Source organism: Fulvivirga imtechensis AK7 (assembly GCF_000331535.1).
Taxonomy (GTDB): domain Bacteria; phylum Bacteroidota; class Bacteroidia; order Cytophagales; family Cyclobacteriaceae; genus Fulvivirga; species Fulvivirga imtechensis.
Genome location: NZ_AMZN01000031.1, coordinates 19,299 through 43,045 on the forward strand (window position 1 = coordinate 19,299; position 23,747 = coordinate 43,045).

General features: G+C 44.2%; 23 protein-coding genes. 10 read left to right on the forward strand and 13 right to left on the reverse strand.

The window, feature by feature from the left end; genetic code table 11:
- Positions 1-380 precede the first annotated feature (380 nt).
- From C900_RS09275 to C900_RS09295, 5 genes are all read left to right on the forward strand, one after another.
- On the forward strand, positions 381-806 hold the full coding sequence (locus C900_RS09275) for a response regulator transcription factor (protein ID WP_245558415.1): 426 nt from the start codon (positions 381-383) through the stop codon (positions 804-806).
- 209 nt (positions 807-1,015) lie between these two features.
- Entirely contained in the window at positions 1,016-1,474 is a 459-nt protein-coding gene (locus C900_RS09280; protein ID WP_009579537.1) for an Hsp20/alpha crystallin family protein, read from the forward strand.
- A 194-nt stretch (positions 1,475-1,668) separates the two neighbouring features.
- Positions 1,669-2,352 carry a BON domain-containing protein gene (locus tag C900_RS09285; RefSeq protein ID WP_009579538.1) on the forward strand — a complete coding sequence of 228 codons (684 nt, stop codon included), beginning with the start codon at positions 1,669-1,671 and terminating at the stop codon, positions 2,350-2,352.
- Between the two features lie 592 nt (positions 2,353-2,944).
- Entirely contained in the window at positions 2,945-4,114 is a 1,170-nt protein-coding gene (locus C900_RS09290) for a carbohydrate kinase family protein (protein ID WP_009579539.1), read from the forward strand.
- 48 nt (positions 4,115-4,162) lie between these two features.
- Positions 4,163-4,492, forward strand: a complete 330-nt coding sequence (locus tag C900_RS09295) for an HPF/RaiA family ribosome-associated protein (protein ID WP_009579540.1) — start codon at positions 4,163-4,165, stop codon at positions 4,490-4,492.
- A gap of 940 nt (positions 4,493-5,432) precedes the next feature.
- On the opposite strand, the gene C900_RS09305 is transcribed toward C900_RS09295, so the two are convergent.
- The 11 genes from C900_RS09305 to C900_RS09355 form a co-directional block, all read right to left on the reverse strand.
- Positions 5,433-6,923, reverse strand: a complete 1,491-nt coding sequence (locus C900_RS09305) for a carboxypeptidase-like regulatory domain-containing protein (RefSeq protein ID WP_009579543.1) — start codon at positions 6,921-6,923, stop codon at positions 5,433-5,435.
- 13 nt (positions 6,924-6,936) lie between these two features.
- Positions 6,937-7,467, reverse strand: a complete 531-nt coding sequence (locus C900_RS09310; RefSeq protein ID WP_009579544.1) for a hypothetical protein — start codon at positions 7,465-7,467, stop codon at positions 6,937-6,939.
- 283 nt (positions 7,468-7,750) lie between these two features.
- Positions 7,751-8,740, reverse strand: coding sequence for a hypothetical protein (locus tag C900_RS09315; protein WP_157493965.1), 990 nt, complete (start codon positions 8,738-8,740; stop codon positions 7,751-7,753).
- Positions 8,741-8,842: 102 nt separating this feature from the next.
- The gene (locus C900_RS09320; protein ID WP_009579547.1) at positions 8,843-10,219 is read right to left on the reverse strand and encodes a CsgG/HfaB family protein; all 1,377 of its coding nucleotides are present in this window, start codon (positions 10,217-10,219) and stop codon (positions 8,843-8,845) included.
- Positions 10,220-10,231: 12 nt separating this feature from the next.
- On the reverse strand, positions 10,232-10,648 hold the full coding sequence (locus C900_RS09325; protein ID WP_009579548.1) for a curli production assembly/transport component CsgF: 417 nt from the start codon (positions 10,646-10,648) through the stop codon (positions 10,232-10,234).
- A 23-nt stretch (positions 10,649-10,671) separates the two neighbouring features.
- A complete protein-coding gene (locus tag C900_RS09330; RefSeq protein ID WP_009579549.1) occupies positions 10,672-11,169 on the reverse strand; it encodes a CsgE family curli-type amyloid fiber assembly protein in 498 nt (165 codons plus the stop codon).
- A gap of 202 nt (positions 11,170-11,371) precedes the next feature.
- A complete protein-coding gene (locus tag C900_RS28305; RefSeq protein ID WP_051052812.1) occupies positions 11,372-12,526 on the reverse strand; it encodes a hypothetical protein in 1,155 nt (384 codons plus the stop codon).
- The gene (locus C900_RS09340; RefSeq protein ID WP_009579551.1) at positions 12,523-13,242 is read right to left on the reverse strand and encodes an ABC transporter ATP-binding protein; all 720 of its coding nucleotides are present in this window, start codon (positions 13,240-13,242) and stop codon (positions 12,523-12,525) included. Before C900_RS09340 ends, C900_RS28305 begins: the two co-directional genes overlap by 4 nt.
- 11 nt (positions 13,243-13,253) lie before the next feature.
- Positions 13,254-14,480, reverse strand: a complete 1,227-nt coding sequence (locus C900_RS09345; protein ID WP_009579552.1) for an ABC transporter permease — start codon at positions 14,478-14,480, stop codon at positions 13,254-13,256.
- Positions 14,477-15,694, reverse strand: a complete 1,218-nt coding sequence (locus tag C900_RS09350; protein ID WP_009579553.1) for an ABC transporter permease — start codon at positions 15,692-15,694, stop codon at positions 14,477-14,479. Before C900_RS09350 ends, C900_RS09345 begins: the two co-directional genes overlap by 4 nt.
- Position 15,695: 1 nt before the next feature.
- The gene (locus tag C900_RS09355) at positions 15,696-16,433 is read right to left on the reverse strand and encodes an outer membrane lipoprotein-sorting protein (protein WP_009579554.1); all 738 of its coding nucleotides are present in this window, start codon (positions 16,431-16,433) and stop codon (positions 15,696-15,698) included.
- A 246-nt stretch (positions 16,434-16,679) separates the two neighbouring features.
- Between C900_RS09355 and C900_RS09360 the strand changes: the two genes are divergently transcribed.
- On the forward strand, positions 16,680-17,891 hold the full coding sequence (locus tag C900_RS09360) for a DUF8173 domain-containing protein (protein ID WP_009579555.1): 1,212 nt from the start codon (positions 16,680-16,682) through the stop codon (positions 17,889-17,891).
- 121 nt (positions 17,892-18,012) lie between these two features.
- Here the strand turns inward: C900_RS09360 and C900_RS09365 are convergent, their stop codons facing one another.
- Positions 18,013-18,852 carry a universal stress protein gene (locus tag C900_RS09365; RefSeq protein WP_040496306.1) on the reverse strand — a complete coding sequence of 280 codons (840 nt, stop codon included), beginning with the start codon at positions 18,850-18,852 and terminating at the stop codon, positions 18,013-18,015.
- A gap of 339 nt (positions 18,853-19,191) precedes the next feature.
- Here C900_RS09365 and C900_RS09370 point away from each other — a divergent pair, with 339 nt between their 5' ends.
- The 4 genes from C900_RS09370 to C900_RS09380 all read left to right on the forward strand — a co-directional run bounded on the left by C900_RS09370 (position 19,192) and on the right by C900_RS09380 (position 22,742).
- A complete protein-coding gene (locus C900_RS09370) occupies positions 19,192-19,605 on the forward strand; it encodes a hypothetical protein (RefSeq protein ID WP_009579557.1) in 414 nt (137 codons plus the stop codon).
- Complete coding sequence (locus C900_RS29840) at positions 19,595-19,732, forward strand: hypothetical protein (RefSeq protein ID WP_009579558.1); 138 nt, start codon at positions 19,595-19,597, stop codon at positions 19,730-19,732. Before C900_RS09370 ends, C900_RS29840 begins: the two co-directional genes overlap by 11 nt.
- Before the next feature lie 83 nt (positions 19,733-19,815).
- Complete coding sequence (locus C900_RS28310) at positions 19,816-21,687, forward strand: sensor histidine kinase (protein WP_051052813.1); 1,872 nt, start codon at positions 19,816-19,818, stop codon at positions 21,685-21,687.
- Complete coding sequence (locus C900_RS09380; RefSeq protein WP_009579560.1) at positions 21,684-22,742, forward strand: response regulator; 1,059 nt, start codon at positions 21,684-21,686, stop codon at positions 22,740-22,742. Before C900_RS28310 ends, C900_RS09380 begins: the two co-directional genes overlap by 4 nt.
- A gap of 83 nt (positions 22,743-22,825) precedes the next feature.
- Here the strand turns inward: C900_RS09380 and C900_RS28315 are convergent, their stop codons facing one another.
- A complete protein-coding gene (locus C900_RS28315) occupies positions 22,826-23,446 on the reverse strand; it encodes a class I SAM-dependent methyltransferase (protein ID WP_009579561.1) in 621 nt (206 codons plus the stop codon).
- Between the last annotated feature and the right edge of the window lie 301 nt (positions 23,447-23,747).

The window sequence follows — 23,747 nt, forward strand, 5'->3', positions numbered from 1 at the left end:
ACTGCAGTCTGTACACCCCTCTCCTCAAGGAGAGGGCGGTTCTTCTGTGCTTATATTTCAGCCTGTGATAACTCAGTGCGAGGAATAAAAATGATTGGGTTTAGAGTTTTTCCATCATTTTACGAGGTCTACAGGCATTGAGTTCCCAGCGGAGTGCTTAAGTTAACGGATATGGCCAAAGGGCGGGACGAAGTGCCAAAAAGCAGAGCGTACGGAGGTACGTGAGCATTTTTGGGGCGAACGTAACGCAGATATTGGCGTTTTCTTAGAGACACTAAATTAACTTCTTTGTAATCAATATATAACGAAAGAAACCCGCATTTAGTAGAGTGATGTTAGAGGATTAGAAAGATATTTATTAAATTTTCAAAATTATTTGTGTGCTTATAAAAAGCAGGTTTTTTAAACTAATGATGTTGCTGGAGCGGAGCCAGTCTACATTTATGAAAACAGTATTGATCATTGAAGATAATCAGGATATCAGGGAAAATACCATTGAAATTCTTGAGATGGCTAATTTTAAGGTGTTGATAGCCGAAAATGGCAGAGATGGGTTGGAGATAGCGTTCAACGATGCTCCAGACGTTATCATATGTGATATTATGATGCCTCAAATGGATGGTTATGATGTACTCCAACAACTTAAAGGTCATTCATCAACGGAGAATATCCCGTTTATATATCTTACCGCAAGGACCGAGAAGGCAGAAATTGAACGCGCCATGGCTATGGGCGCCGATGCCTACATTTGTAAGCCCTTTGAGATCAACGAGCTCCTCGATGAGGTCAACAGATTTTTTGATTAGAAACCACTCAAGCGCCTCAATCCCCATAGGAAGTTGAGGAAAGAGATGTGCGGGGAAATTTTTCTATACCCTCAGCCGGACCTTCCAAACTTATCATGATTACCCCCTTCCAAAGCTGATGAAAGTCTAATGCGCAACTGATCTCCATCATAGTGAACTCCGGTATACCAGCGTAGATTTACTTATATAACTAAAAACAGGAGGTAACTATGAACTTAACCGTTAAAAAGAAAGAAGGATTTCCTTCACTGTTCTCCGACTTTTTCAGCCCCGCTTCATCGCTGCTGGGACGCGATTGGTTTGATTTCGACACTGATCTGCCTGCACGTCTGGGCGTGAACATACCTAGCGTCAACATTAAGGAGGGACCGAAAGAATTTACCCTCGAACTAGCCGCTCCGGGCATGGAACGAAAAGACTTTAATATTGAAGTGGAAAGCAATATGCTGAGCATAAGCGCTGAGAAAAAAGAGGAGAAGAAAGAAGGAGATGGCGAATATTCCAGGAGGGAATATTCCTTTAACTCTTTCAGCAGGACATTTACCCTGCCCGAAAACATTAAGGAAGACAACATTAAGGCCAAGTATGACAACGGCATTCTTAAGGTTACTATTCCTAAGATGAAAGAAAGCCCTGTAAAGCCGACTCATAAAATTAATGTTTCATAAGGTTGTTGAGTCGGTGCCGTTAAAAAACGGGTATGCCCAACGGACTTAGAGAAGCTATTGTTTAAGGGGTAAAAAACGGAAGGTGGGAGTCCTTTTCACCTTCCGTTGTATTTTGTAAGAAAACGCAATGAGCTGGCGCAATAAAGACAGTGGCGTCTTCTTAAGGACAAAATTTAACACTAAAAAGATAAGACATGAGAACTGATGATGAAATTCGTAATGATGTAATAGAAGAGGTTCGCCTGGAGCCTCAGTTGGCAGACATTGCCCCTCGCATTGGTGTTACCGTTAAAGATGAAGTAGTTACACTGTCTGGTGTGGTAGACCACTATACCCAAAAACTGGCGGCTGAAAAAGCTGCCCAGCGGGTGAAGGGGGTAAAAGTAGTGGCTGTGGATATTGAAGTAAAAGGCGATGCTGTTTCCATAGAGCCAACTGATGCTGAAATTGGTGAGGCTATACGCAATGCATTGGCCTGGCATAGCGCCGTCAATCAGGATCAGATAGAAATTGTAGTAGACAACGGATGGGTGGAGCTGGAAGGCGCTGTAAACTGGGACTATGAACGCAAGGCTGCGGAAAAAGCCATCCAAAATATCCGAGGTGTGAAAGGGGTGGTAAATAAAGTCAGAATCAAAGCCAAAGAAGTAGATGCCAGTGAGATCAAAAGTAAGATCGGTAAGGCTTTTTATCGCCATGCCTCAGTTGATGCTGATAATATTTCCGTAGAGGTGCATCAAAACATGGTTACCCTCAAAGGAAAAGTAAGTTCCTGGGTTGAAAGAGAGGAGGCAGAAGACGTAGCCTGGTCTATGCCCGGAGTAACGCAGGTGGTCAACAACCTGGTGATAGATACACAGATCTATGCCGGGCAGTGATAAAAATCTTGATAACATAAAACCTGTGTCATCGTAGCCCGGCAGGTGTTGGGTTATCTTTGCTTTAATCAATGAGGAAACAAGCCTGTTAGTTGTGAAGTAAGGAGGTGTGCATGTGTCAATGGTCGCCTCTATCAGCAGTACAAGCGTTCTTTCTCCTGATCAGGTGAGTTTCAACAATGATAGTCATGTCTGAGAGAACAATCCAGGCATGCCGGAGGTGATAGGAAGGCGGAGTAGATCCGCCTTCTGTTTTTTTTTCTATTATAGAGAGGATGCTGGTTTCACACCATCACCAAGTTTAAAGTAGACTCACAGGTTTTCAAAATGCCAGCAACAACTCACCCATCAAATTACTACTGTACGTACATCCTTCTCCTTGAGGAGATCGTTGGCCAGTAAACACCTCATGAGCAGGCACGAAGAAAGCTTCCTTTCTCTTGTGAAATGACCGATCTCTAAGCGTTTTACATCGAACTCGGGGTCAAGTATTGTGATGACAAAAATCAGCGTCAACGAACAACGTTCGTCATACCATGAGTAATCTACTGCCTTTACCTTTGAACCGAATTAAATACCAAACCAGCAACGAATGGACAAATCAACAAATTTGCTTTCCGAACTGCGCCAGCAATTAGGAACTGTGGAGAAGCTATCGTCAGGAAAACAGGTGTTTGTAGGTTTTGATGGCTTTGTAGATCAGATCAGGAAGGCAGTAAAGCAAAAAGATAAAGACAAAACAGTTTATTTTAAAACACTGCACGAATTTGCAGAACGAATCCAGGCGGCTTCAGGGAAAAGTGGTCAGGTGGAGATGGTTACCCAAAAGGTGAAGCTGGGAGGTAATGCACCGATACTGGCCAATACACTTGGGCGACTTGGAATTGACAGCGTCTGCCTGGGCACGCTGGGATACCCTGAGCGACATGAGGTTTTTCGCGAAATGAGCGATAAGTGCCAGCTCATCAGTGTGCTGGACCCCGGAAGGAGCGATGCTATAGAGTTCGAGGATGGCAAAATGATCTTTTCGGAACTGAGTGTGTTTGACCACTATGACTGGCTCCATATTAAAAAGACGGTAGACCTGGATAAAATGAGGGAGGTGATCGGGAAAAGCGATCTGCTGGCGTTTGTCAACTGGGTGAACCTGCCTCATGCCAATGACATCTGGACGGGCCTGCTGGATGACGTGATCAAGCCATCCGGCAAAAGAGATTTCCTTTTTTTATTTGATCTTTCGGACCCGACCAAAAGAACTCCAGACCAAATAGATGAGGTGCTCGATATCATGAGCTCTTTCTTCCCTTATGGTAAGGTAACGTTGGGATTAAATGAAAATGAAACCCTGAAATTATGGGCGGCTATCAACAACCTGGATATCAGCCAGCCTGATGTAATAGACCGGATACCTCCGGTGAAGCAGGCCGGAGCGGATGTCTACAAAGCCATGAATATCGACTGTTTGCTTGTGCATCCTGTCGACCGCACCATTTTGTATCACCAGAATGAAGTGCTGGAGCTGAAAGGCCGGTTAGTAACTGAGCCAAAGGTACTTACCGGAGGTGGTGACAACCTCAATGCCGGCTACTGCCTCGGGCTTCTTTGCGGATTTTCACTTTCGCATTGTATGCTGCTGGGCATGGCTGCTTCAGGTGCTTACATTCAAAATGGATCAGGGGCAGATATCGATACAATTATTAATTACATCGACACCTGGATGGGGGAGTTGGCCACAGAAGCAGAACAGGTGCTTCAGGAATAGAAACACCGGGAGTATTAAACGTAAAACTTACTTAAAACAATTATAGAGATGAAGATGATCATTGAAACTCCGAATATTAAAGCACGCAAAAGCTTGCTGGATTTTGTACATGAGAAGGTAGGGAAACTCGAGCACCTTAGCGACAGGATCATTGAAGCCAGGGTATATTTAAAAGTGGACAAATCAGATGTTACAAAGAATAAGGTTTGTGAAGTAAAAATCGTCATTCCTGGTGATGATCTGTTTGCTTCCACACAGAGTAACTCTTTTGAAGATGCTGTGCAGCAGACTGTTGCAGCGCTTAAACATCGTATCGAACGCTGGAAGAACTCCAACAATAAAAAGCTCCATGAGACTATAACACCACCTCAACTATGAATTCCGGAAGCTACTCAGCCCATTGCAGGTCCGTAAACCTGTAGTTTATTCCCGGGCGGTAGCTTCCGTTGTCAGATGAGTTTGTGGAATAGTGGCACGCGAGCCATTCTGCCAAAAAAAGCAGATGGTTTGTGTGCCTTTTTTTGTTGCTTATACACAGGCAGTTCCCGGACCTGTTCCCATAGCCGTTAACTTAAGCATCCCGGGATTCAATATTGGTATCCCGGGGTGAAGCCCCGGGATAGGATTAGATTTTTTATGCGCCATATTCAAGCTTAGGAAGATGTGAAGGCTATTTTGGCGCATCCATGCTTACCAAGGCAAATGCTTCGAACTCATTCCTGCCATGTGTGCCAAGGAAGCCTGTGTTCCATGGTTGGGCCTTCCTGTGGCACATCAACTTCCTTTTTTACACCCGGGGCTTCACCCCGGGCTACAAAGATTTTGCCCCTCTGGGGCTACATTTACTCTGAAGTTAACGGCTATAGGACCTGTTCCGGGACCCTTTCCGCAAAAGCACTTCTTGAGAAGTAACTCTACACACCCAGGCAATGGAATGGCTCAGAAAAAAAAGCCATTTTCTCAGATTTCATCGATTTTAACGAAGTATCACTTCGGATATCGCTCTTCTCCCATGGCCCCCTGAACTTGGTCCGGGATTAGTAGTTGGAGTTTTTTGAGGAGGGGCATAGGATCTAATCGCTCCGAATGAACTTTAAAATAGCACAAACCCTCCCAAGCACCAGTTCCGGGACCCTTTCCGCAAAAGCACTTCTTGAGAAGTAACACTACACATCCAGGCAATGGAATGGCTCAGAAAAAAAAATTTTTTTCGAATTTTCATTGGTTTTGATGGAGTATTACTTCGGATTATCGCTCTTCTCCCATGGAGCTCAGGTTGCAGCCTGTATCAACCAGGAACGAATGCCTTAGCTTTCCACTACTGCCAGTGAGGCATCTCAGCATCCTCCATGAGCAATTGCCTCTCCGAGCCATTTTTGTTCATTATCCATACCGATTTCTTGCCACTTCCATCATTGGAAGCATTCACAAAGATGATTTTAGCGCCATCAGGAGAAAACCTGGGCTGAAGGTCATTCGTGCCATTGGGTTTACCACCCGATACTTCGGTAACGTCAAGTGTTTCAATATCTTTGATGAAAATACGGGTATCGAGCTGGCGACCGGTTGCTGATTCATATCCGGACACATCGCGGGTGTACATGACCTCCTTTCCATCAATAGAGAAGGACGGAGACTGGATGATGCCTGGCAGGTTGTCCACCAGCCTGACAGTATCTTTTCCGCTGGCATTCATCAGGTAAATTTCGGAATCGTAAATGACCGGGCCGACCGTCTCTACTACGATCTTGTTGCCCACTGCGGTCCAGTCGCATGCACGGAAATTTCTGTTTTTTGGCGCTGTTGCTATGGTGGTGAGGTTTACACCGGTCCTGTCGATCCGGTAGAGTTTGTCGTAATGACTGTAGATAAACTTACCATTGTCGGGCGACCAGCTAAAGCCCACACCCTGGTTATGGAAGCCCGCTATTGGTATTGTGGTGACCTGTTGTATGGCAGAGCCGTTGTAGTTCATGGTGTAGATGTGGTAATCTACATTTTTGTTAGATGAAAAGGCGATCAGATCCCTCTTGTTGCTGAACAGGGGCCTTAACTCATAATGATCGGAGTAGGTGAGCTGTACTGTGGAAGTGGCTCCCGGACCTGAAGAATAGATCTCATAGTTTCCGGATTTGGCAGAAGTATACACAATCCTGTTATTGGGAAACGGAATAGTTTGAAACAGCCATGTGGGGCCGGAAGTAATATAGCCGGTGCTGCTGACGACATCTACATGCCAATAATATGTGGTATTATACCTTAAGTTTTCGACAGTAAGTGTAGTGTCTGCCAACTGCTCTCTTTCTACAAGCGGAGTGATGTTGTTGGACTCGAAAAGTCTGACTGTGTAAGTAAGTTTGTCATCAGTATTGTTGTCGGTATCCCATTTTAGTTGCACTGTGAGTGGAATATTGGTTTCCCCGTTTTTCGGATTCGGATCAAAAGGTGCAGGGGCCAGCAGGCTGGAGGACCTCAGTTTAATTCCCAGCTCTGTAGATGCGTTTCTGATCACCTTTACTTTAACGCTTTCCCTCGAGTATCCATCGGCCTTGGTGACAACCGTATATTCACCTTCCGGAATTTTATTGATAATAAATCTGCCTTTATTGTCAGTAAGTACCACACTTGTTACCGGTACTGTCGTTATTTCTACTTGCTCAATAGCTTCCAGAGACGATTTTGACAGTACTGATCCATGAATAGAGCCCAGGTAGAGAGGATCTACCTTATCTTCTGTGCATGAATGGAATAAAAGTGAGCTAATAAGGAGGACAACTGCCCTGAAAACGGAGTGATTACGTGTGTTCATAGATGCGTTTTTTCTAATTTCTTGATCTGATGATCAATCTCATATCATTACCTCTCTGTTGTATTCTCAGTGGTGCGGACCAGTGATCTCCCGAATGTTGGATATCGTTGAAGTTGCCTTCCTGGATCACTTCGAACATCATCTGATCGCCTGATAGGTTTTGCATTATACTGTTATAGCCTCCATGTTGGAGTATCGACAGCTCTATTTCCTCTCCTGCAGTTATTCCGTGATAATGATTAGCGGTACCACGTTGTCGTATCTGTACCTTTCCTCCTGGTGACACCTGCGTGCTGTAGGCCTCATTGTAGAGACCACTTTGAAGTACCATCGCTTTTGTACCGTACTGGTCGATATACAACAAATTCTCAGTGCCCTGCTGGTGGACCAGCAACTGGCTTTCCTGAGCTGGAAAGGGGCCAAATAGCCATTCTTCCAAAACAAGGCGTTTTTGAAGGGGAGTGTTTTCTTCTGTTTGACAAATAGCAACAGAGGCGAGGGCTATGGCCAGAATGTTCAAAAAAAATCTAATAACCTTTTTCATGCGTATATTTTAGTATTAAGATATTAGTATTGAGGCTGGAAATGGCAGTTTGATCTTTAGAGTTTAAAGTTCAGTTTGCTTACACGCTGTTTTGTTTATAGCTCAAAGCTCAAAGCCTACGACTAACCGGTTGCCTATTGCTTGTGCCAACTGCTGACTATTCATCATGGCATGTCCCGATTCCTATATCCCTATCGGGGCCTGCCGTCATTTCATAGCAGTATTTTTTCAAATGGTACAAAAGCACAAGGGGTAATGCCCCGGAAGCATTACCCCTCATATTTTAGTTTTGGATCACAGTTGTGGAGTTGCCGATACCAATCTGGTTTACATGAGACATGTGGCCCGCATTGAACTGGGTTACTTCGGCAAAGTTGCCTGCACCAAATTGCTCTACGGTTGACATGTTCGCTGTTCCATACTGGAATTGGAACGATTCGTTGTCAGCGCCTATTTGTACTGCCACTGCCAGGTTGGACCCACCAAACTGAACCTGCTCAGCAAAGTTGTCGTAGCCGAATTGGTTAATGGAAGCCATATTGTAGGCTGCGAAAGAAGCTCCATCTTCTTCACCACCTCCTCCTCCCTGAGTCTGAACAGCGTGGTTGCCACCGCCAGACTGAAGGGCTGAAGCAAAGTTGCTCTCTCCAAACTGATATTGGGAAGAAAGGTTCGCATCGCCAAACTGTGTACTTGTTGCTACATTGCTGTACAAATACTGAGTTTGGTAAGCCTGGTTGCTTACACCGATCTGCTGTACGAGAGCGTTGTTGTACTTGGCTTCATAATCTCCACCTTGCAGTTGATCAGAGTAGTTGCCCGCACCTGCCTGGATGGCCATGGCATTGTTGCCCTTGTCGTATTGGGTCTGAACAGCCTGGTTGGCTTCACCCAATTGCACTACTGAAGCAACATTCCACTTACCGTCCTGATACTGTTGTGACCAGTTTCCCAAACCAGACTGTGTGGAGATGGCCATGTTGGATACTCCTTCTTGCTCTTTATAAGCGGCATTGGCTTCTCCTGATTGATTAGTCACTGCCTGATTGAACCAGCCCAACTGATCACTTTCTGAGTAGTTGTTCAGGCCGGTTTGACCCACGGTCGCATTGTTGGCTATTCCTGATTGTGTTATATCAGAAGTGTTGCCATCACCTGATTGAACTACCGCAGCATTATTGGCGAATCCCCCTTGCAAAACATTGCTTACGTTTTGCGCGTACGAAGCAACTGCAATCCCTGCAGCCACTAACATTGTTAAGAATTTTTTCATGGTAAAATTTGAAATTAAAAGTGAAACAAAATGGATATCCATATATACAAGCTTGTTTTTTTATATAAATGCCGCTGTTTGTCACAGCAGTTTTATAGTCTGTTATTTTAAATAATATGTGATCCCCACATCCGCTGCCCACAAGAAATCATTGTATTTGCCCTGGTCTAAGCGGTCGATGTTGTCGCTGAGATAGAGGTGATAATTTACAGCACCGCTTATTCCAAGATTTTTCTTTAGCAAAAACTCCAGCCCCAGTGAGGAAGTCACCTCCGGGTAGGTGTTTTTAGTCAGTGACGGCCTGCCATCGAGGCTATTTTCAACTTCGGTAACTACTCCTGCTCCAACCCTCACGTAGGGTGTCGTTCTTAATAAATTGAAGAATCTGTATTTCACGCCTAAAGTGGCATAGCTGATGGTAGCATTAAATTCATCGCCTATACCCATCCGGCCGATTCCTGTGTTGATGTCCAGAGATATTGGCCTATGGGCAAATAATTCAACATTGATCTCTCCTCCGGGAAAAACCTGGCTTCCCCGGTAGTCACCCTGATAAAGCAACCCGCCTCCGCGAATTCCCAGTCCGAAAGTTGCCCTTCGTGGAGCTACTCTGTTGCCAAAAGCATCGATTTCGCTGTTGATATCCTTTTCTGCCATATACTGACGTATTGATTCATTTTCCATCTCCTGCTTACTTTTTACCTGCCACAGATTTTCGACAATTCCTTCTATTACCAGGGCATACACCGCTTTCTCAATGGCCTCTTTCACGGCCATCTCACCGGGTTCGTTATAGGTAAACCCTGTTTCTGCTTCCAGTAACCTGCGAGTACTTACAAACCGGAACACCCCAACATCAATTTGCTGCGAGAGGATCGTTTTTGACGTGTATATTGTCTTCAAAATGCGTCCGTTGCTTGTGGAGACCGCTCGTAGATAAATAGTGACCCGGTCTTCGCGATATTTGGTAGAGGCCCCCGCTCCAAAGTACCTGGCTCCTGCACCTCCCGTCATAATATTGGAATCAAAGGAAATGATGCCACCTTCCAATATGATACCCGCAAATACCAGCGGAGGCAATAATTTATTATGGTCTTCTTCAGTATAATTCGACATACTCGAGCGGATGATCTTTCGCTCGTTCAGCAAGTTTGATAATCCTTCGCGTTCGATAGGAACAAACCATCCTGACTCTTCCATTGCCCGCAGCAGTATAGAGGTGGCTCCCTGTGTCACGGCTGTAGACCAGCTTGTGCCAGCCTGAGTGTTTTTATATTGTCCCGTTTGATCACGGAATTTATACACTGCAGCCACAATCTTATCTTTTGGGGCAGGAAGGGCGTCAAACTGCCGGAACTGCGGTGTTTCAGCACCCAACCGTGCTTCAGATATCCTGAGAGGCTGGTGAAAATATTGTGCGCATGACGACAACAGTATCACAAATACACACATTAGGGTATAGAAGAGCGTGGTTTTCATGTGAAGGAGCCGTTAGAAGTAAGGCACAATAATGGATGTTTCATTTCCATTGCTGGAGTCGAGAATATCGATGTGGATACCATCACCACGACTGTTGATCTCGATCTGAAAGCCGCCAATTTCAAAGGTTCCGTCTTTTAAGCCCTCCTCTCCGAAGACATCAGTTACAAGTCTCCTGGATATCTGGCTAAGGATCTGCCTGTTCAGGTCTTGTTCAAACTGTTTAAGCGGATCCTGATTCAGAAAGTTGAGGTTGGTTTTTTCCTTAAAGTCATTTTGCTCCTGGGCAGAACTTAATAACCACTGGTAGTTGAAAGAATCTCCACCGAAGGCGGGATTAACGGGTTTGTAAACAAGGTCCTGACTATAGACATTTTGCAGAAAAATGGTTAATAGAATGGTTAGGGTAACACTGATGTTAAGTTTCATAGTTGAGGTTTGGTTTAATATGGTCAATAAATTCCTGTGCCCTGCATATCCTTCCCCTCTAATTGCTTCATTATATTATCATAGTTCATTAAATAGCTATAAGTTTGTTCTGCTGCCATTTGGGCCAGCGACTCCAGAACATCGTACCGTGTTTGTAGAAAACTCTCAAATACGGTCAGGTCATTGATCGTTATAGTTATAGTGGTTGATATCCCCCGGAAAGGTCGTTCTTTGATCATCATCATAAAAGATCCGTTGGATACTTGTGGCCAGCTCCACAGCGAAAAGAAGATCTCCATAAATTCATGTCCCGCTTTACTGATCGTTTCGTCTACTATTAGCTTATCTATCTCTATCAGGTCAGCTTTTAAAGTGCCATTGTCTATGGTATCTGCTGCTGGCAGGTAGGGTTTCTGAAAGTACTGCGGTTCGATAGTAGTATGTGCCATGGGCAACTGAACTGTTTGAACCGCAGGTATTTCGAAAGGATAAAATAATATTAGGCCTATAACTATAGACATTTTTATATTGGTTTATTGTTTTAGGAATATAAAAAAGAACAATTACTCAAAATTAACCGGAGAGTTCACTAAAAGAGATGATATTCGTTATCTAAAGCGGAGATTAAAATCCTGATTTGGGTAGATTGTGGTCATCGAAGGGATATGGATTTATTCCATATAAAAAGAACAAGTCCACGGTTTCGGAGCAACAATGGTACGATTAAAAGCTCCATTTTATTCGTATAAATATACGATGGGCCATGTCATCAAATCCCGTATCTTGTTTGTTGAAAAAGGATTGCCACACCAGGTTGAAATCCAGGTTTTCCGAAAGATTGTAGCTAAGTGTTGGAAGAAGCATGACGAGATGGCTACCCGGGCTGTAGATAATAGTAGTATTACCCGTAAACAACGGAGTGATCTCTTTGGTGAAACCAACGATCGAATTCCATTTGGTAGGCATCAGATTTTTTGGAGAAAATTCTAATGTGGCGATAGTGGACAGGTCAGCCGGTTCTTTGATGCCTCGGCTGTTAAAGAATCCTCCGATGTTTACATACCACCCGTTTTCAAAAACATGATCTATTTCGGCGGATACATTAATCAACTCCTGAAAGTCTTTGCGAGGGAAGTAGTACTGTACTTCACCTTTAAAACCTGATTCTCTGATAATCCCCGACCAACCCACACCCATAGTGGGCTGCCGCTGAAACCAGCCACCAATGAGCTGTAAGTCATAGTTAGCAAAGTTTATAAAATATTTTGCTGCGCTAATCATTTCATGACTTTCATCGCCAACAGAAATGGCCAGTTCGATATGGTTCATTAACCCGGTAAAATATTGCAGCCTTAATGCGTCCACACCGGGCCTTTCTTCATAGTCAAAATCCAGGAAATTGAATGTGTTGAACAGATCGTTTGGGTTCCAGATGGTGCCAATACCCCAGTTGATGCGCTGCCTTCCCACTCTTACATTCCACCTGACCTTGTCATATAGTAGGTACAACCTGTCGATAGTGGTGTTCAGCACCATTTGTTCTTCGTTTATCCAGTTCAGTGACAAGTCTGCCGCTTCATTGGCATTTCTTAGTTGAGAGGCGAAACCCGGTGTTAAGGCTACCTCTTCGCCCCAGAACAGGCGATTCCGAAATTCCATAACAGCGATAATGGACCCTGAAGGCTGCCATTTGAGATTGGCCCGGTTGTGGATCAGGTTGCCTGTAGTCAGGTGGGTGAAATTTTCCGCATAATTCAGCGATTGTAGATTTTTGATGTACCCTGAATACTTTAGACGTTGTACCGTTGTATCCTGGGCATATGTTGCTGTTGTATAGGTCAGGGTCAATAACACCTTTATGAGCAACATCCAGTTCATGCTGTTACCGGATAATCTGCATGAACACTTACAGGTGAAGAATCCGTATGTATTTGTCCGTCCACCAAAGTGACCACTCTTCGTGCCCTTTCGATTACACGTTGATCATGGGTAGAAAATATAAAGGTCATATTTTCTTCCTTGTTCAGCTTGGCCATGATGTCAAGTAGATTGTCTGCTGATTTGGTATCCAGGTTAGCCGTGGGCTCATCGGCAAGGATAAATTGCGGACGCGAAGCCAGCGCCCGGGCTACTGCTATACGCTGCTGCTGTCCACCTGAAAGTTGAGCTGGCCGGACATCCATTTTGTCTTCCAAACCTATCTGCCGGAAAAGGCTCGTAACGCGAACATTGATCTCAGCCTTCTTCACATGTTGAAGTTGCATGATCAGCTCTACATTTTCACGGGCAGACAGCACAGGTATCAGGTTAAATGACTGGAAGACAAACCCGATGTTATGGAGTCTGAAGTCAATTAACTTATTGGCCGAAAGCCTGGTAATATCCACACCATTGATAATGACACTGCCGTTATCCGGTTTATCAAGCCCCCCGATGAGATTGAGAAGGGTGGTCTTGCCTGAACCGGAAGGACCCACCAACGCGGTAAATTCGCCCCTTTCCAGGTGGAGGTGTACGTTGTTCACGGCCACTACAGGTACGGTTTCAGGGTTGTAAATCTTCTTGATATTATGAGCATCAATAACCGTTTTCATTGTTCATATATTCATTTTTGTAGCGCTTCTACGGGGCGCAATCCGATTGCTTTAATTGCAGGAATGAGTGATGATAGCAAAGCTGCCATCAGTACGATCAGCATCTGGCTCAATATCTTTTCCCAGGGAAATGCCGGGTAGATCATTGAGCTGAAGCCAAATTCTGACATGGCTTGCCCACCGAGAGCTGAAATATCCAAGCCATGACGATGGTATATCTTTACAATAACCCAGGTGGCAAACACACCTGTTGGAACTCCCGTTATTGTTAAAAAAACCGTTTCGGTTAGTATCATGGAAAAGATCTTCACGCGGTTCATGCCCAGGGCTAGCAGCATGCCTATTTCACGCGAACGCTCCAGTACAGCCATGAGCATGGTATTCACAATGCCAAATGATAATGCAAGCATGATGATAATAATAAAAATAAGGGAGTACTGGTCTGTGGTTTCTATCATTAATTTAGTTTCAGGTGAGATCTCTTTCCAGGACTCAATTTTCAGTTCGGGATATTTACTTTTCAGTGCCGCCTGCACATCTTCCACGTCACCATCTTTTTGGAGCAGTATAGCTATTTCATGGACTTCTCCATCCAGAGAGAGATATAGCCTCAGATCGTCTTGTTTTACAAAAGCTATCCTTTCATCCATTGGAGTATTGTCCGTTTGGTAAATTCCGGCAACCCGAAACGCACCCGAAACAATATTGCTTTCTTTGTCAATGAACGTCAAAATGGCTTTAGAGCCTACCTTCAGGTGCATTTTATCAGCCAGTTTTTTACCTATGAGCAACTGGTTCTTTTTACCATTAGAAAAGCCTTTTCCATCTTTCAGTTTAGCATTCAGTCCGCTCACTTGATTTTCTTGTTCCGGATCAACTCCTACAAGCTGGATAGCTGAGGATCCGGTTCCTGTTGCCAGCATACCCTGTGCGACAGTGCGGGAGGTAAATACCTTAACAGTTGGCAGGTGGTGTAGATGCTCGATGAGTTCATCTTTCCCGGGGATCACATATTTGGGGTCGAAATCTTCTTTAAAGCGGACATGATGGACCTGGAGATGAGACACTTCCCTGTCAATCACCGTTCTTACCCTGTCTTCAAGAATTCCTTTATACAGGCTGAGTACGAATAGCCCCGCTACCAAACCAATAGCTACTGAACTGATGATGATCAGGCTCCTGACCTTGTTTCGCCAGATGTTACGCCAGGCCATTTGTATGATGATGATCACATTCATTTTTTCATTGCTTTGACAGGGTCTATTTTAAAAACAGTAATTACCGGATACAGGGAGAGTACCAGACCAATACCAAGCACTATCAATCCCTGGGTAATGAAAATAGAAGGGTCGGTAGAAGCCGGGAAAACAGGTTCGAAGTTGAAGCGCTTGTAAGTTTCGGCCATTTCTCCACCTATGCGTATCGGGTGCTCTTTCAGGTAGTAAACCAGGGGAATACTGCACAATAATCCTGTGACAGAGCCTATGATGACGGTGAATATCGACTCAGTAAGGAAAAGCATGGCCAATATTCCTTTTTTCATACCAATCGCCACGAGCATTCCTACTTCATACCTGCGCTCTACCATCATCATCAGCATGGTACCGAATATGCCGAAGCAAATGAGCAGGTACAATATGCCGAGAATGATATACATGCTACCTTTGTCCATTTTTATATGCTGGTCTACATCAGGAAGAAGTTCTTTCCAGCTCATCACCTCGTACGTATCACCGGATATCTGTCTGAGGTTTGAAACCGTAGATTCGAGGGTTTTGTCAAACTTCAGACCCAATACATAGGAGGTTACGAGATCAGGGGCAGCGTAGAACTCCTGAGCAGTTTTTAACGGCATGAACAGCAACTGGTCGTTAAGTTCCGGTGAACCGAAGCTGACGAAACCTCTGATCAGGTACTTGCCGGCAGCAAGCGCGCCATGATAGCCCTGGCTGATAAGATATATTGTATCTTTTACCTGGAGACTAAATCTTTCCGCCAGCCCCTCAGATAAGATCACGGTATTGCCGCCATTGTGATCAAAATAGTCCCCGGCGATCACCTTCTTTTGGAGCCCTGTGATCTTGTTTTCCTCTTCAGGGTGTATCCCTACCACCATACATCCTTTGGTGAGGTCTTTAAATGATGCTAATGCATATGATTCAATACGGGGAGCCATAGCGGTAATATTCTTTTGACCCCTGATCCTGGTTTCGTATTGCTCGTTTCGGAGCATTCCGTTATCCAGCACCTGGTGGTCCCAATACCCTTGTTGGTGAATTTGGATGTAACCGGTGTAGTAGCTCACCATGTTTTTAATAAAATTGTCAAACACACCATCCTGAAGACTGCTGGCAGCAATGGACAATATCACGGCAAAAAAAATAGCCGCAGTAGTAATGCTGGTGCGATGCTTATTTCGCCATAAATTTTTCCATGCAAGTCTGAACCACATTTTAATTGAGTTTTTTCATTTGTTGCAGCGTGAAAAAAGTATCGGGTATCGGTTCGTTGTATGTTACGCTTGAGTAGATCAATACTGTTTTCTGGTTTGGCTTATCCGCAGGGATCATTTCTATATGTGTGGGAATGAGCCTGCCACCCATCGTTTTTATTTCATAGGCATTCATGATATTAATCAATTCCCCATCTTCATCATAAAACTTCGTATGTAGCTCCAGGAAGTCTTTTTTGTCAATATTTAGGGTCAGTTTGCCCCAAACAATGGCCGCTTCCGGTTTGGGTACCATATTAATAGTGTAACACTCGCGACCGTTGATGGTAGTATCCCCGGCAAAACTGTGGATATAGTCCTCCACGATCGATGACTCTTTCACCAGGTCATCATTGGTAAAATCAGTCCCCATCCACGACTGGGTCATCATAGACGGGGGTAGTTTAATAGATCTTTCCAGGGCTGGCACCCAATTCCACACTTCCTTTTCACGCTTTAAAAAGACCACTCCTTTCTCTTTAGCAGGACTTTTGATCAATACTATAGCATATTTTTCACCCTTCATCCAGGTTTTGACGGTCATTTCCCGCTGCCAGGTAGGACGAACCGTTCGGATGATCAATTCTGATTGGGAGGTTTCGCCTCGCATATTGTCGTTGGCCCTTTGCACTACCTCTGTTGCAGTAAGTGCAAGGTGTTGATGCCAATTAGTAAGGAGTATGAAAAAAATCGTAGTCACGGTATGCTGATTTATTCGTTTTATACTGTAAGATTACTCATAGCTATGCGCAGTTGTAATGATTCCTGTCAACCATTGTCATGACATTTGTCACGCGCTGTATTCACAACCCAAATCTCCTTTATCCATGATTGCCATCATTGACCAACCCCTTGCTTATATATAAATTATTGGCAGTAAGTTAACATAGGGCAGATTCCCGGAAAGGCAAGGTGAGGGGAGCCTGAAAACATAAAATCGTTGAGTATGAAAACTAACCTATTGCCTGCTTTGATGATCGTACTGGCTTCAACCACCCTGGTATTTGGGCAAGTGGAGTCGGGAGAGACTGTTGTGATCAGTGAAAGAGTGATGAATGATCTTTACGTTGCCGGTGGCACCGTTACTGTTAATACACCTATAGAAGGTGATCTTGTTGTGGCAGGAGGAACTATCATTGTAAATGATTCTGTGAAACAGGATATTTTGGTTGGCGGAGGGAACATCACCCTAAACGGGTATGTCGGAGATGATGTGCGTTGTGCCGGTGGGTCGGTCAACATAATGAAGGGAGTGGGCGGAGACCTGGTGGTCACTGGTGGTAGTATAAGTATTGGCCCGGGTGTAGTAGTTAGTGACAATCTCTTTGTTTCCGGTGGTAAAATTATTTTCAGTGGGGAAGTGAGGGGCATGGTAAAAAGTGCGGCTGGTGCATTTACCATGAATGGCCGGGTGCTGGGTGATATGGATTGCCGCGGTGGGGAGCTCACCATCAACGGTGCAGTAGATGGACAGTCGACATTAGCTGCTGAGGAGATAATCATCGGGCCTCAAGCCAGGTTCAGAAACGATGTGCGCTATTGGAGCCGGCAGGGTACTGTGGACTTTGGTAATGCATTACAGGAAAGCCAGGCAATATTCGATCCATCGCTGAAAATTGAGAGTGGCAGGTGGGAATTCTTCGGTTTTAGTTCGTTTATCCTGCTTTTATGGTATCTGGGTACAGCGCTGCTGATGATCTTTATTATACAATACCTCTTTAGTAAAACGATGAAACGAGCTGCATCCACCGTGAAGGACAGCGCTGCCAAATCTCTTGGATGGGGAGTTTTATTTTTAATAGGGGTGCCTATAGCCATCGTGGTGGCCGTGTTCACAGTTATAGGTCTGCCGGTAGCTGCGCTCCTGTTTATAGGGTACATCACGATACTGTTGTTTGCCACGGTGATAGTTTCTCTAGTGGCAGGCCATTGGATCAATGATACTTACTACCACTCTTCCTGGAGTAACAGGAAGCTGGTATTTATGGCCTTTGCTATTTTTATCATCCTAAAACTGGCTACTCTGACACCTGTTATAGGTCCGCTGATCATGCTGCTGCTGGCGTGTATGGTGTTTGGAGGTATACTGCATAATATCAAAAGAACACGCAAAGGACCGGAAACGCCAGTTCAGCGAGAGGTGAGCATGGCAGAGTAAAAAGAGATTCATCCGGTTGCCCGAAAAATTTAAGGTTTACCGAGCTGTTTAGCGGAGACTTTCTCTACGAGAACTTCGATTACGGTCTTTTTGCTACATTTGAAAACATATTTGTTCATCTCTAAATTTTATTATACGTCCATACGGGGGCGGAGATGTGGTTTACAACATCCTCGGTAATACTGCCGGTAAATAGTCTTGCCAGCCCCTTTCGGGCGTGAGTAGCCATGGCAATGAGGTCAATACCTTCTTTGTAGGTAAAATCTATGATGCCGTCCTCTTCATTATCATAGCTTTTGAAGTGGAGCGTGTGATTTTTGAGGTGGTAATGCTTTGCAAATTCCTCAAGAGCTGCAACGGCATCTTTATCTGTCCTGAAGTGGGAAGCGGTATTCACAAGCAATACATGCAGTGTGGCGCCAAAAAACTCCTGTAGTTCTTTTACTTTATTCATAAAGTCGGTTTGATCTAGCCGTAGAGTAGTGGGTAGCAGTATCTTTTTAATTGAGGAAACAGGTGGCGCTTTATGTACAGCCAGTACAGGCGCCTGGGCAAAACGCACTATTTTTTCAGTATTTGAGCCAATGAATACTTCGCGTATCCCCGAAGCGCCCGATGTTCCCATTATGATCAGGTCTGTCTGCTTCCTGTCAACATGATGCTGAATGGCTGAAATAAGATTATCATGAACAATGTCAAGACTAACAGAGACCCCCCGGACGCCTGATTCGTTCTTCATTTTTTCATAGCCTCTTTTAGTGTCCTCTTCAATCCTGTTTAAAAAAGAGATATCATATGCCAAAGGAGTGCCACCGGCATAGCCGGGATCATATAGCACAGGTACATAGGCGGCATGAAGCACGACAACCTCAGCCTTGGCCCGGGCGACCATCTCCATAGCAAACGTAAAGGCTTCCCTTGAGGGGGCGCTGAAATCGCAGGGAACAAGTATCCGTTTCATGTCTGTTTAATTAGTATTGAGTATTAAATCTTGAGTAAAAGACATGCAAAGCCAATGGTGGCATAGCCCGGTCGCAATACTCATATCTCATATCTCACGACTCACGACCCACGACTCAATTTTTATTAAAAGTATACAGTACTACTCCAATATATAATGATAACCGTTTGGAAGCCGGAATGATTTTTATCACAACCGTTTTTTTAGATAAAAATCATGGCAGCAACATGATGTACATCATACTGTAAGCTTTACACTCTGCATAAATTAGCATTGTATAAATTCCCGGGTATGCATCCGGGGTTGAGGAAAATAGTCATAATAAAAAAATATTAAGTCATGGAATTGATAACACGCCCTAGAGAAGAGTACCTGCTTAATGCGAGCCTCGAATCTTTACATGAGGAAAGCAGAGAATGGCTTCAGGAGATAGGTTTTTGGAAGGATGAAATGGCCTTCTTTTATAAACTACTGCAGCAAAAGAAAAATGATCCCGATTTTCCGGCAGGTGAAATTGCAGCGCTCGAAAAAGAGCAATTACGCATTGATAATGTAAAGATCGATGCCATTAAAGGAGAGGTGAAAAGCCACGAAAAAGCATTGGCTTCACTGTTTAAGGTCAATTCGCTACAGGAAGAAGAAGGATACAGGCAAATGCATAAGAGGCTTCTTAAAGATATGTATGATGTACATATTCTGGTCAGGAATCTGAAAAAGGAAATATTCTCTATGGTCCAAAAATATGAACGATAGCAGAGGCAAAGTTACTGCTGCATTGTATACAGGACCTTTTGCCTGGCCAGAACATCCAATGATGATAAATATCATCTCTATACTTGACAAACGTCATGCCAATGACATGATGCTTCGGTTAATTTAGTCCTCAATTTACGTAGGAGAAATATGATTTTATTAATGTAAACTGCCGTGAAACCCTCTTTCGAACATTCCAGACGTTTGTTGATGGGTACACTCATGATGACCCTCATTTTCATTATTGAAGTTTATGTGGGTTCTTTATCAGGTACCGCAGGGTATATATTGATTGTTTTTTGTCTGCTTTGGTATGCGCGTACGCGCCTGTCGTTGATTATCGTGGGAGCTATCTCCACGGTATTTTTAATCTCCGCCCTTTTATTGCATTTTGCTGCCATTGAGGAGGTTGCTGTTGTTATCAACCGGATTTTGTCTGTTGTTGCCATTTGGATGGCCATAACCTTCACCTTTCGTTTCAACCGGTTATATGAGCAACAGCGAACAAAAAGCGGTCAGCTTCATGCTTTGTTTGACAATGCTAACGAAGGGATACTGTTTGCTGATAATAGTGGGAAAATTATCCTGACCAACCCTTTCCTGGAAAGGATGTTCGGTTATCAACGTGGGGAACTTGCAGGCCACGATATTCAGGCACTCACGCCTGAAAAATACCAACGACAAAATGCCCGTTACCTTCAAAAATATATAAGAAAGCCCTTGAACAGACCTGTGACACAGGAGTTTTGGGCCATTCATGCGGATGGACATGAGTTTCCTGCAGAGATCAGCCTTAGCCACTTTTATGATAAGGGCGAACTGTTCATAATCGCTTTTATACTTGATATTACTGAAAAGAAAAAGCATCAACAGATGATTGAGGCAAATTTTAGCAGGATACGGAACTATAACATTGAACTTGAGGATAAAGTAAAGCAGAGGACGCTGGAATTAGAGCATACCAACCAGGCGTTGCAAAAGAGCCAGCACCTCTATAAATCGATGGCGCACTATTTTCCTGATGGTATTATGGGGGTATTGGACAAGGAGGTACGTTACCTATTGGTTGATGGCCAGGACTTAAAGACGACCAGATCAGGTGATGGTGTTGCGATTGATAACGAGTTACTGGGGCACATACGTTCGGCCATAATGAATTATGCAGCAGGCGCTGTAGGCCGTGTATTTAAGGGAGAAAATCTGTCGTTTGATACCGCGGTAAATGATAAGATCTATAACATTACCGTTGTTCCAATCCCCGGCAACAACCAGGTGAATGAGGTATTTTTTGTAGCTAAAAATATTACCAGCCAGAAGCAACTGGAGCAGGATCTGATCAAAAACCTGGAAAGGGAAAAGGAGCTGAGTCTGTTAAAATCCAGGTTTGTGACCATGGCATCACACGAGTTCCGTACACCACTAACCACCATCTTGTCTTCGGCTTTCCTAATGGAACATTATACAGGGAAACAACTCGATACGGAAAAAACAAAGCATTTGGGGCGTATCAAAAGGGCGGTACAGGGGCTGACTGACCTGCTCAACGATTTTCTATCCCTTGGTAAGCTGGAAGAGGGGAAGGTGCATGCCGTATATAGTGAGATCAATTTGCAGCAATTTTTTGAGGACCTGCTGCAAGAAATCGACCTCTTAAAGAAAGATGGCCAAAACTTCAGATTTGAATTTTTAGGTGAAATAAAAGAGCTAATGACGGACAGGTATTTGCTCAGGAATATCGTGGTCAACCTGTTGTCTAATGCCATAAAATATTCTCCTGCTTCATCAGATATTGAAGTGATTGCTGCGGTTACCGGCAAGCAGATAACTATTCAGGTCACAGACCATGGCATAGGGATACCCGAAGACGAGCACAGGCACATATTTACACGCTTCTTCAGGGCCCAAAATGTAAATGAGATCCAGGGCACAGGCCTCGGATTAAATATTGTAAAAAAGCACGTGAAGCTCCTAAACGGCAATATAGACTTTATAAGCAGACTAAATGAAGGCACTACTTTTACAGTTAACCTTCCTTTGGTAACCAATGAAACCAACTTAACTAAAACGAAAGTATTAACATGAGCTACAACATTTTGTTAATTGAGGACAATGCTGAAATGGCGGAGAACATTATGAGCATACTGGAGCTGGCGCACTACAATGTGACGCACGCTCCTAACGGAAAGAAGGGTGTTGAAATTGCGCAACGGAATCCACCGGACCTGATACTGTGCGATATTATGATGCCCGAGCTGGATGGCTATGGTGTAGTGCATATTCTGAATAAGGATCCTGAAACAGCCAGTATCCCGTTCATTTTTTTAACGGCCAAAACTGATAAAAGTGATTTCAGAACGGGCATGAATCTTGGAGCCGATGATTACATAACCAAGCCTTTTGATGGGGTGGATCTACTAAAAGTAGTCGAGATACGGCTTAAAAAGAACGAATTGCTGAAATCCAGCTACAGTAACCATCCCAAAGATGTAAGTTCCTTTTTCAGTAAAGCCAGAGAGATCAAGGAATTTCAGAAACTTTCTGATAACAGGCCCACGCGCAGTTTTAAAAAGAAGGACCTGATCTTTATGGAGGGTCAGACGCCCAATGACCTTTATCATATTGAGGAAGGAAGGGTAAAAACCTATAAAATTAACTACGATGGCAAGGAGCTGATTACCGGGATCCACAGCGCGGGTGATTTCTTGGGCTATGTGCCGTTGCTGGAAGAAAGACCATACAATGAAAATGCCGAGGCGCTGGAAGATGTGCGCATATCCATCATCCCCAAATCTGACTTCCTGACGCTGATCTATTCCAGCAAAGATGTGGCCAGAACATTCATTAAGATGCTGTCTAACAACCTTGAAGAAATGGAAAACCGGCTGTTGGATATTGCTTATCAATCCGTCAGACAGCGTGTGGCAAGCGCGTTGCTGAAGATCAATTCCAGGTTTGCGGGTGAGGATGAAGATGTGATCATCACCATAGCCCGAAAGGATATCTCCAATATAGTGGGTACGGCTACCGAATCGCTAAACCGTACCCTGGCTGATTTCCGTGATGAAGGATTGATCGAGATCAGCGGAGAAGGATTGAAGGTAGTGAACAAAGCCAAGTTGGAGAAACTGCTGAGATAGGGGCTGTTGTGATGGGTTCAGGATCCATTTCTGTAGTCTATTGAATTTTTACGACTGTACCGACCCCTCAATAGATCTCTTCTTCACAGCATATCTTTCTTTTTAGCCCGTACTACTACAAAGGCCCCCTCACCATACCCGGGCTGAGGAGATTCTACAGTGGTGATCTGGTCGGGAAGATGAAAGAGGGTTTGACAAAAGCTAAATTCATTAAACCAGGCACGACTCAGCTCGAATACCACTTTTTCCACAGCATATATGTTTATTTGCCGGTAAAAAGGGATAAGTGGCAGGTGTGTGGCGTATTGTTGGCCCATGCTATGTTGGCGATCGATAAAGCCTAACACCAGCACTCCGTTGGGTTTTAGCACCCGGTGAGCTTCTTCAAAGGTGACATGCAGGTCGTTAAAATTATTGATGCAGCAGACATTAACAATGAAGTCAAATTGATTTTCAGTAAAAGGCAGTGGTTTCACCGTTCTTATTTTCCGGTTCATTTTGGATGCCTTTTTGCCAGATTTTGGAATATTTAAGGCGTTAATAAACACATTATATCCTAAAGGTAGCTCTAACCCTTCAAGGCCCCTTCCCTTGACAACCGGCAACATCTGTCTGAGCGCTTTTATTTTTGACTGGAATATCATTGGATAGGTACTTCCACCATTCTCCTCTCCACTGGTCGCTTCACTTTGAGAAATAATCATACCTGAGTTTTTACAAAAATAATGCCGCGCCGTTCCGAAGAAAATGACATTTGACAGGACGATGAGAGACAGAAATCAGCCGGGAAGCTGTGAGCGGTGAGCAGCAAGCCACAATCCACAACCAGTAGCCAGTAATCGGTAATCGGTGATAGGTAATCGGTAAGCGGTAATCGGTGATCGTCCCTCGGCCCTCTGCGCCACGCTCCCCGCCCGTTAAGGTGTCAGACGGTTTTGAACCGTTCAGACACCGGGCTTAATGAAGTAATAAAAAGCCTGCTTTACTAAGCCTGTAAGGACTAGT

Bases quoted from the DNA above. Each gene is read 5' to 3' on its own strand.
- C900_RS28315 (WP_009579561.1), bottom strand. From the start codon at position 23,446: ATGATTATTTCTCAAAGTGAAGCGACCAGTGGAGAGGAGAATGGTGGA.
- C900_RS29840 (WP_009579558.1), top strand. From the start codon at position 19,595: ATGAACGATAGCAGAGGCAAAGTTACTGCTGCATTGTATACAGGACCT.
- C900_RS09280 (WP_009579537.1), top strand. From the start codon at position 1,016: ATGAACTTAACCGTTAAAAAGAAAGAAGGATTTCCTTCACTGTTCTCC.
- C900_RS09330 (WP_009579549.1), bottom strand. From the start codon at position 11,169: ATGTCTATAGTTATAGGCCTAATATTATTTTATCCTTTCGAAATACCT.
- C900_RS09345 (WP_009579552.1), bottom strand. From the start codon at position 14,480: ATGAATGTGATCATCATCATACAAATGGCCTGGCGTAACATCTGGCGA.
- C900_RS09315 (WP_157493965.1), bottom strand. From the start codon at position 8,740: ATGAAAAAATTCTTAACAATGTTAGTGGCTGCAGGGATTGCAGTTGCT.
- C900_RS09365 (WP_040496306.1), bottom strand. From the start codon at position 18,852: ATGAAACGGATACTTGTTCCCTGCGATTTCAGCGCCCCCTCAAGGGAA.
- C900_RS09310 (WP_009579544.1), bottom strand. From the start codon at position 7,467: ATGAAAAAGGTTATTAGATTTTTTTTGAACATTCTGGCCATAGCCCTC.
- C900_RS09295 (WP_009579540.1), top strand. From the start codon at position 4,163: ATGAAGATGATCATTGAAACTCCGAATATTAAAGCACGCAAAAGCTTG.
- C900_RS09325 (WP_009579548.1), bottom strand. From the start codon at position 10,648: ATGAAACTTAACATCAGTGTTACCCTAACCATTCTATTAACCATTTTT.
- C900_RS09350 (WP_009579553.1), bottom strand. From the start codon at position 15,694: ATGTGGTTCAGACTTGCATGGAAAAATTTATGGCGAAATAAGCATCGC.
- C900_RS28310 (WP_051052813.1), top strand. From the start codon at position 19,816: ATGGGTACACTCATGATGACCCTCATTTTCATTATTGAAGTTTATGTG.
- C900_RS28305 (WP_051052812.1), bottom strand. From the start codon at position 12,526: ATGAACTGGATGTTGCTCATAAAGGTGTTATTGACCCTGACCTATACA.
- C900_RS09305 (WP_009579543.1), bottom strand. From the start codon at position 6,923: ATGAACACACGTAATCACTCCGTTTTCAGGGCAGTTGTCCTCCTTATT.
- C900_RS09370 (WP_009579557.1), top strand. From the start codon at position 19,192: ATGGAATTGATAACACGCCCTAGAGAAGAGTACCTGCTTAATGCGAGC.
- C900_RS09360 (WP_009579555.1), top strand. From the start codon at position 16,680: ATGAAAACTAACCTATTGCCTGCTTTGATGATCGTACTGGCTTCAACC.
- C900_RS09340 (WP_009579551.1), bottom strand. From the start codon at position 13,242: ATGAAAACGGTTATTGATGCTCATAATATCAAGAAGATTTACAACCCT.
- C900_RS09290 (WP_009579539.1), top strand. From the start codon at position 2,945: ATGGACAAATCAACAAATTTGCTTTCCGAACTGCGCCAGCAATTAGGA.
- C900_RS09380 (WP_009579560.1), top strand. From the start codon at position 21,684: ATGAGCTACAACATTTTGTTAATTGAGGACAATGCTGAAATGGCGGAG.
- C900_RS09285 (WP_009579538.1), top strand. From the start codon at position 1,669: ATGAGAACTGATGATGAAATTCGTAATGATGTAATAGAAGAGGTTCGC.
- C900_RS09320 (WP_009579547.1), bottom strand. From the start codon at position 10,219: ATGAAAACCACGCTCTTCTATACCCTAATGTGTGTATTTGTGATACTG.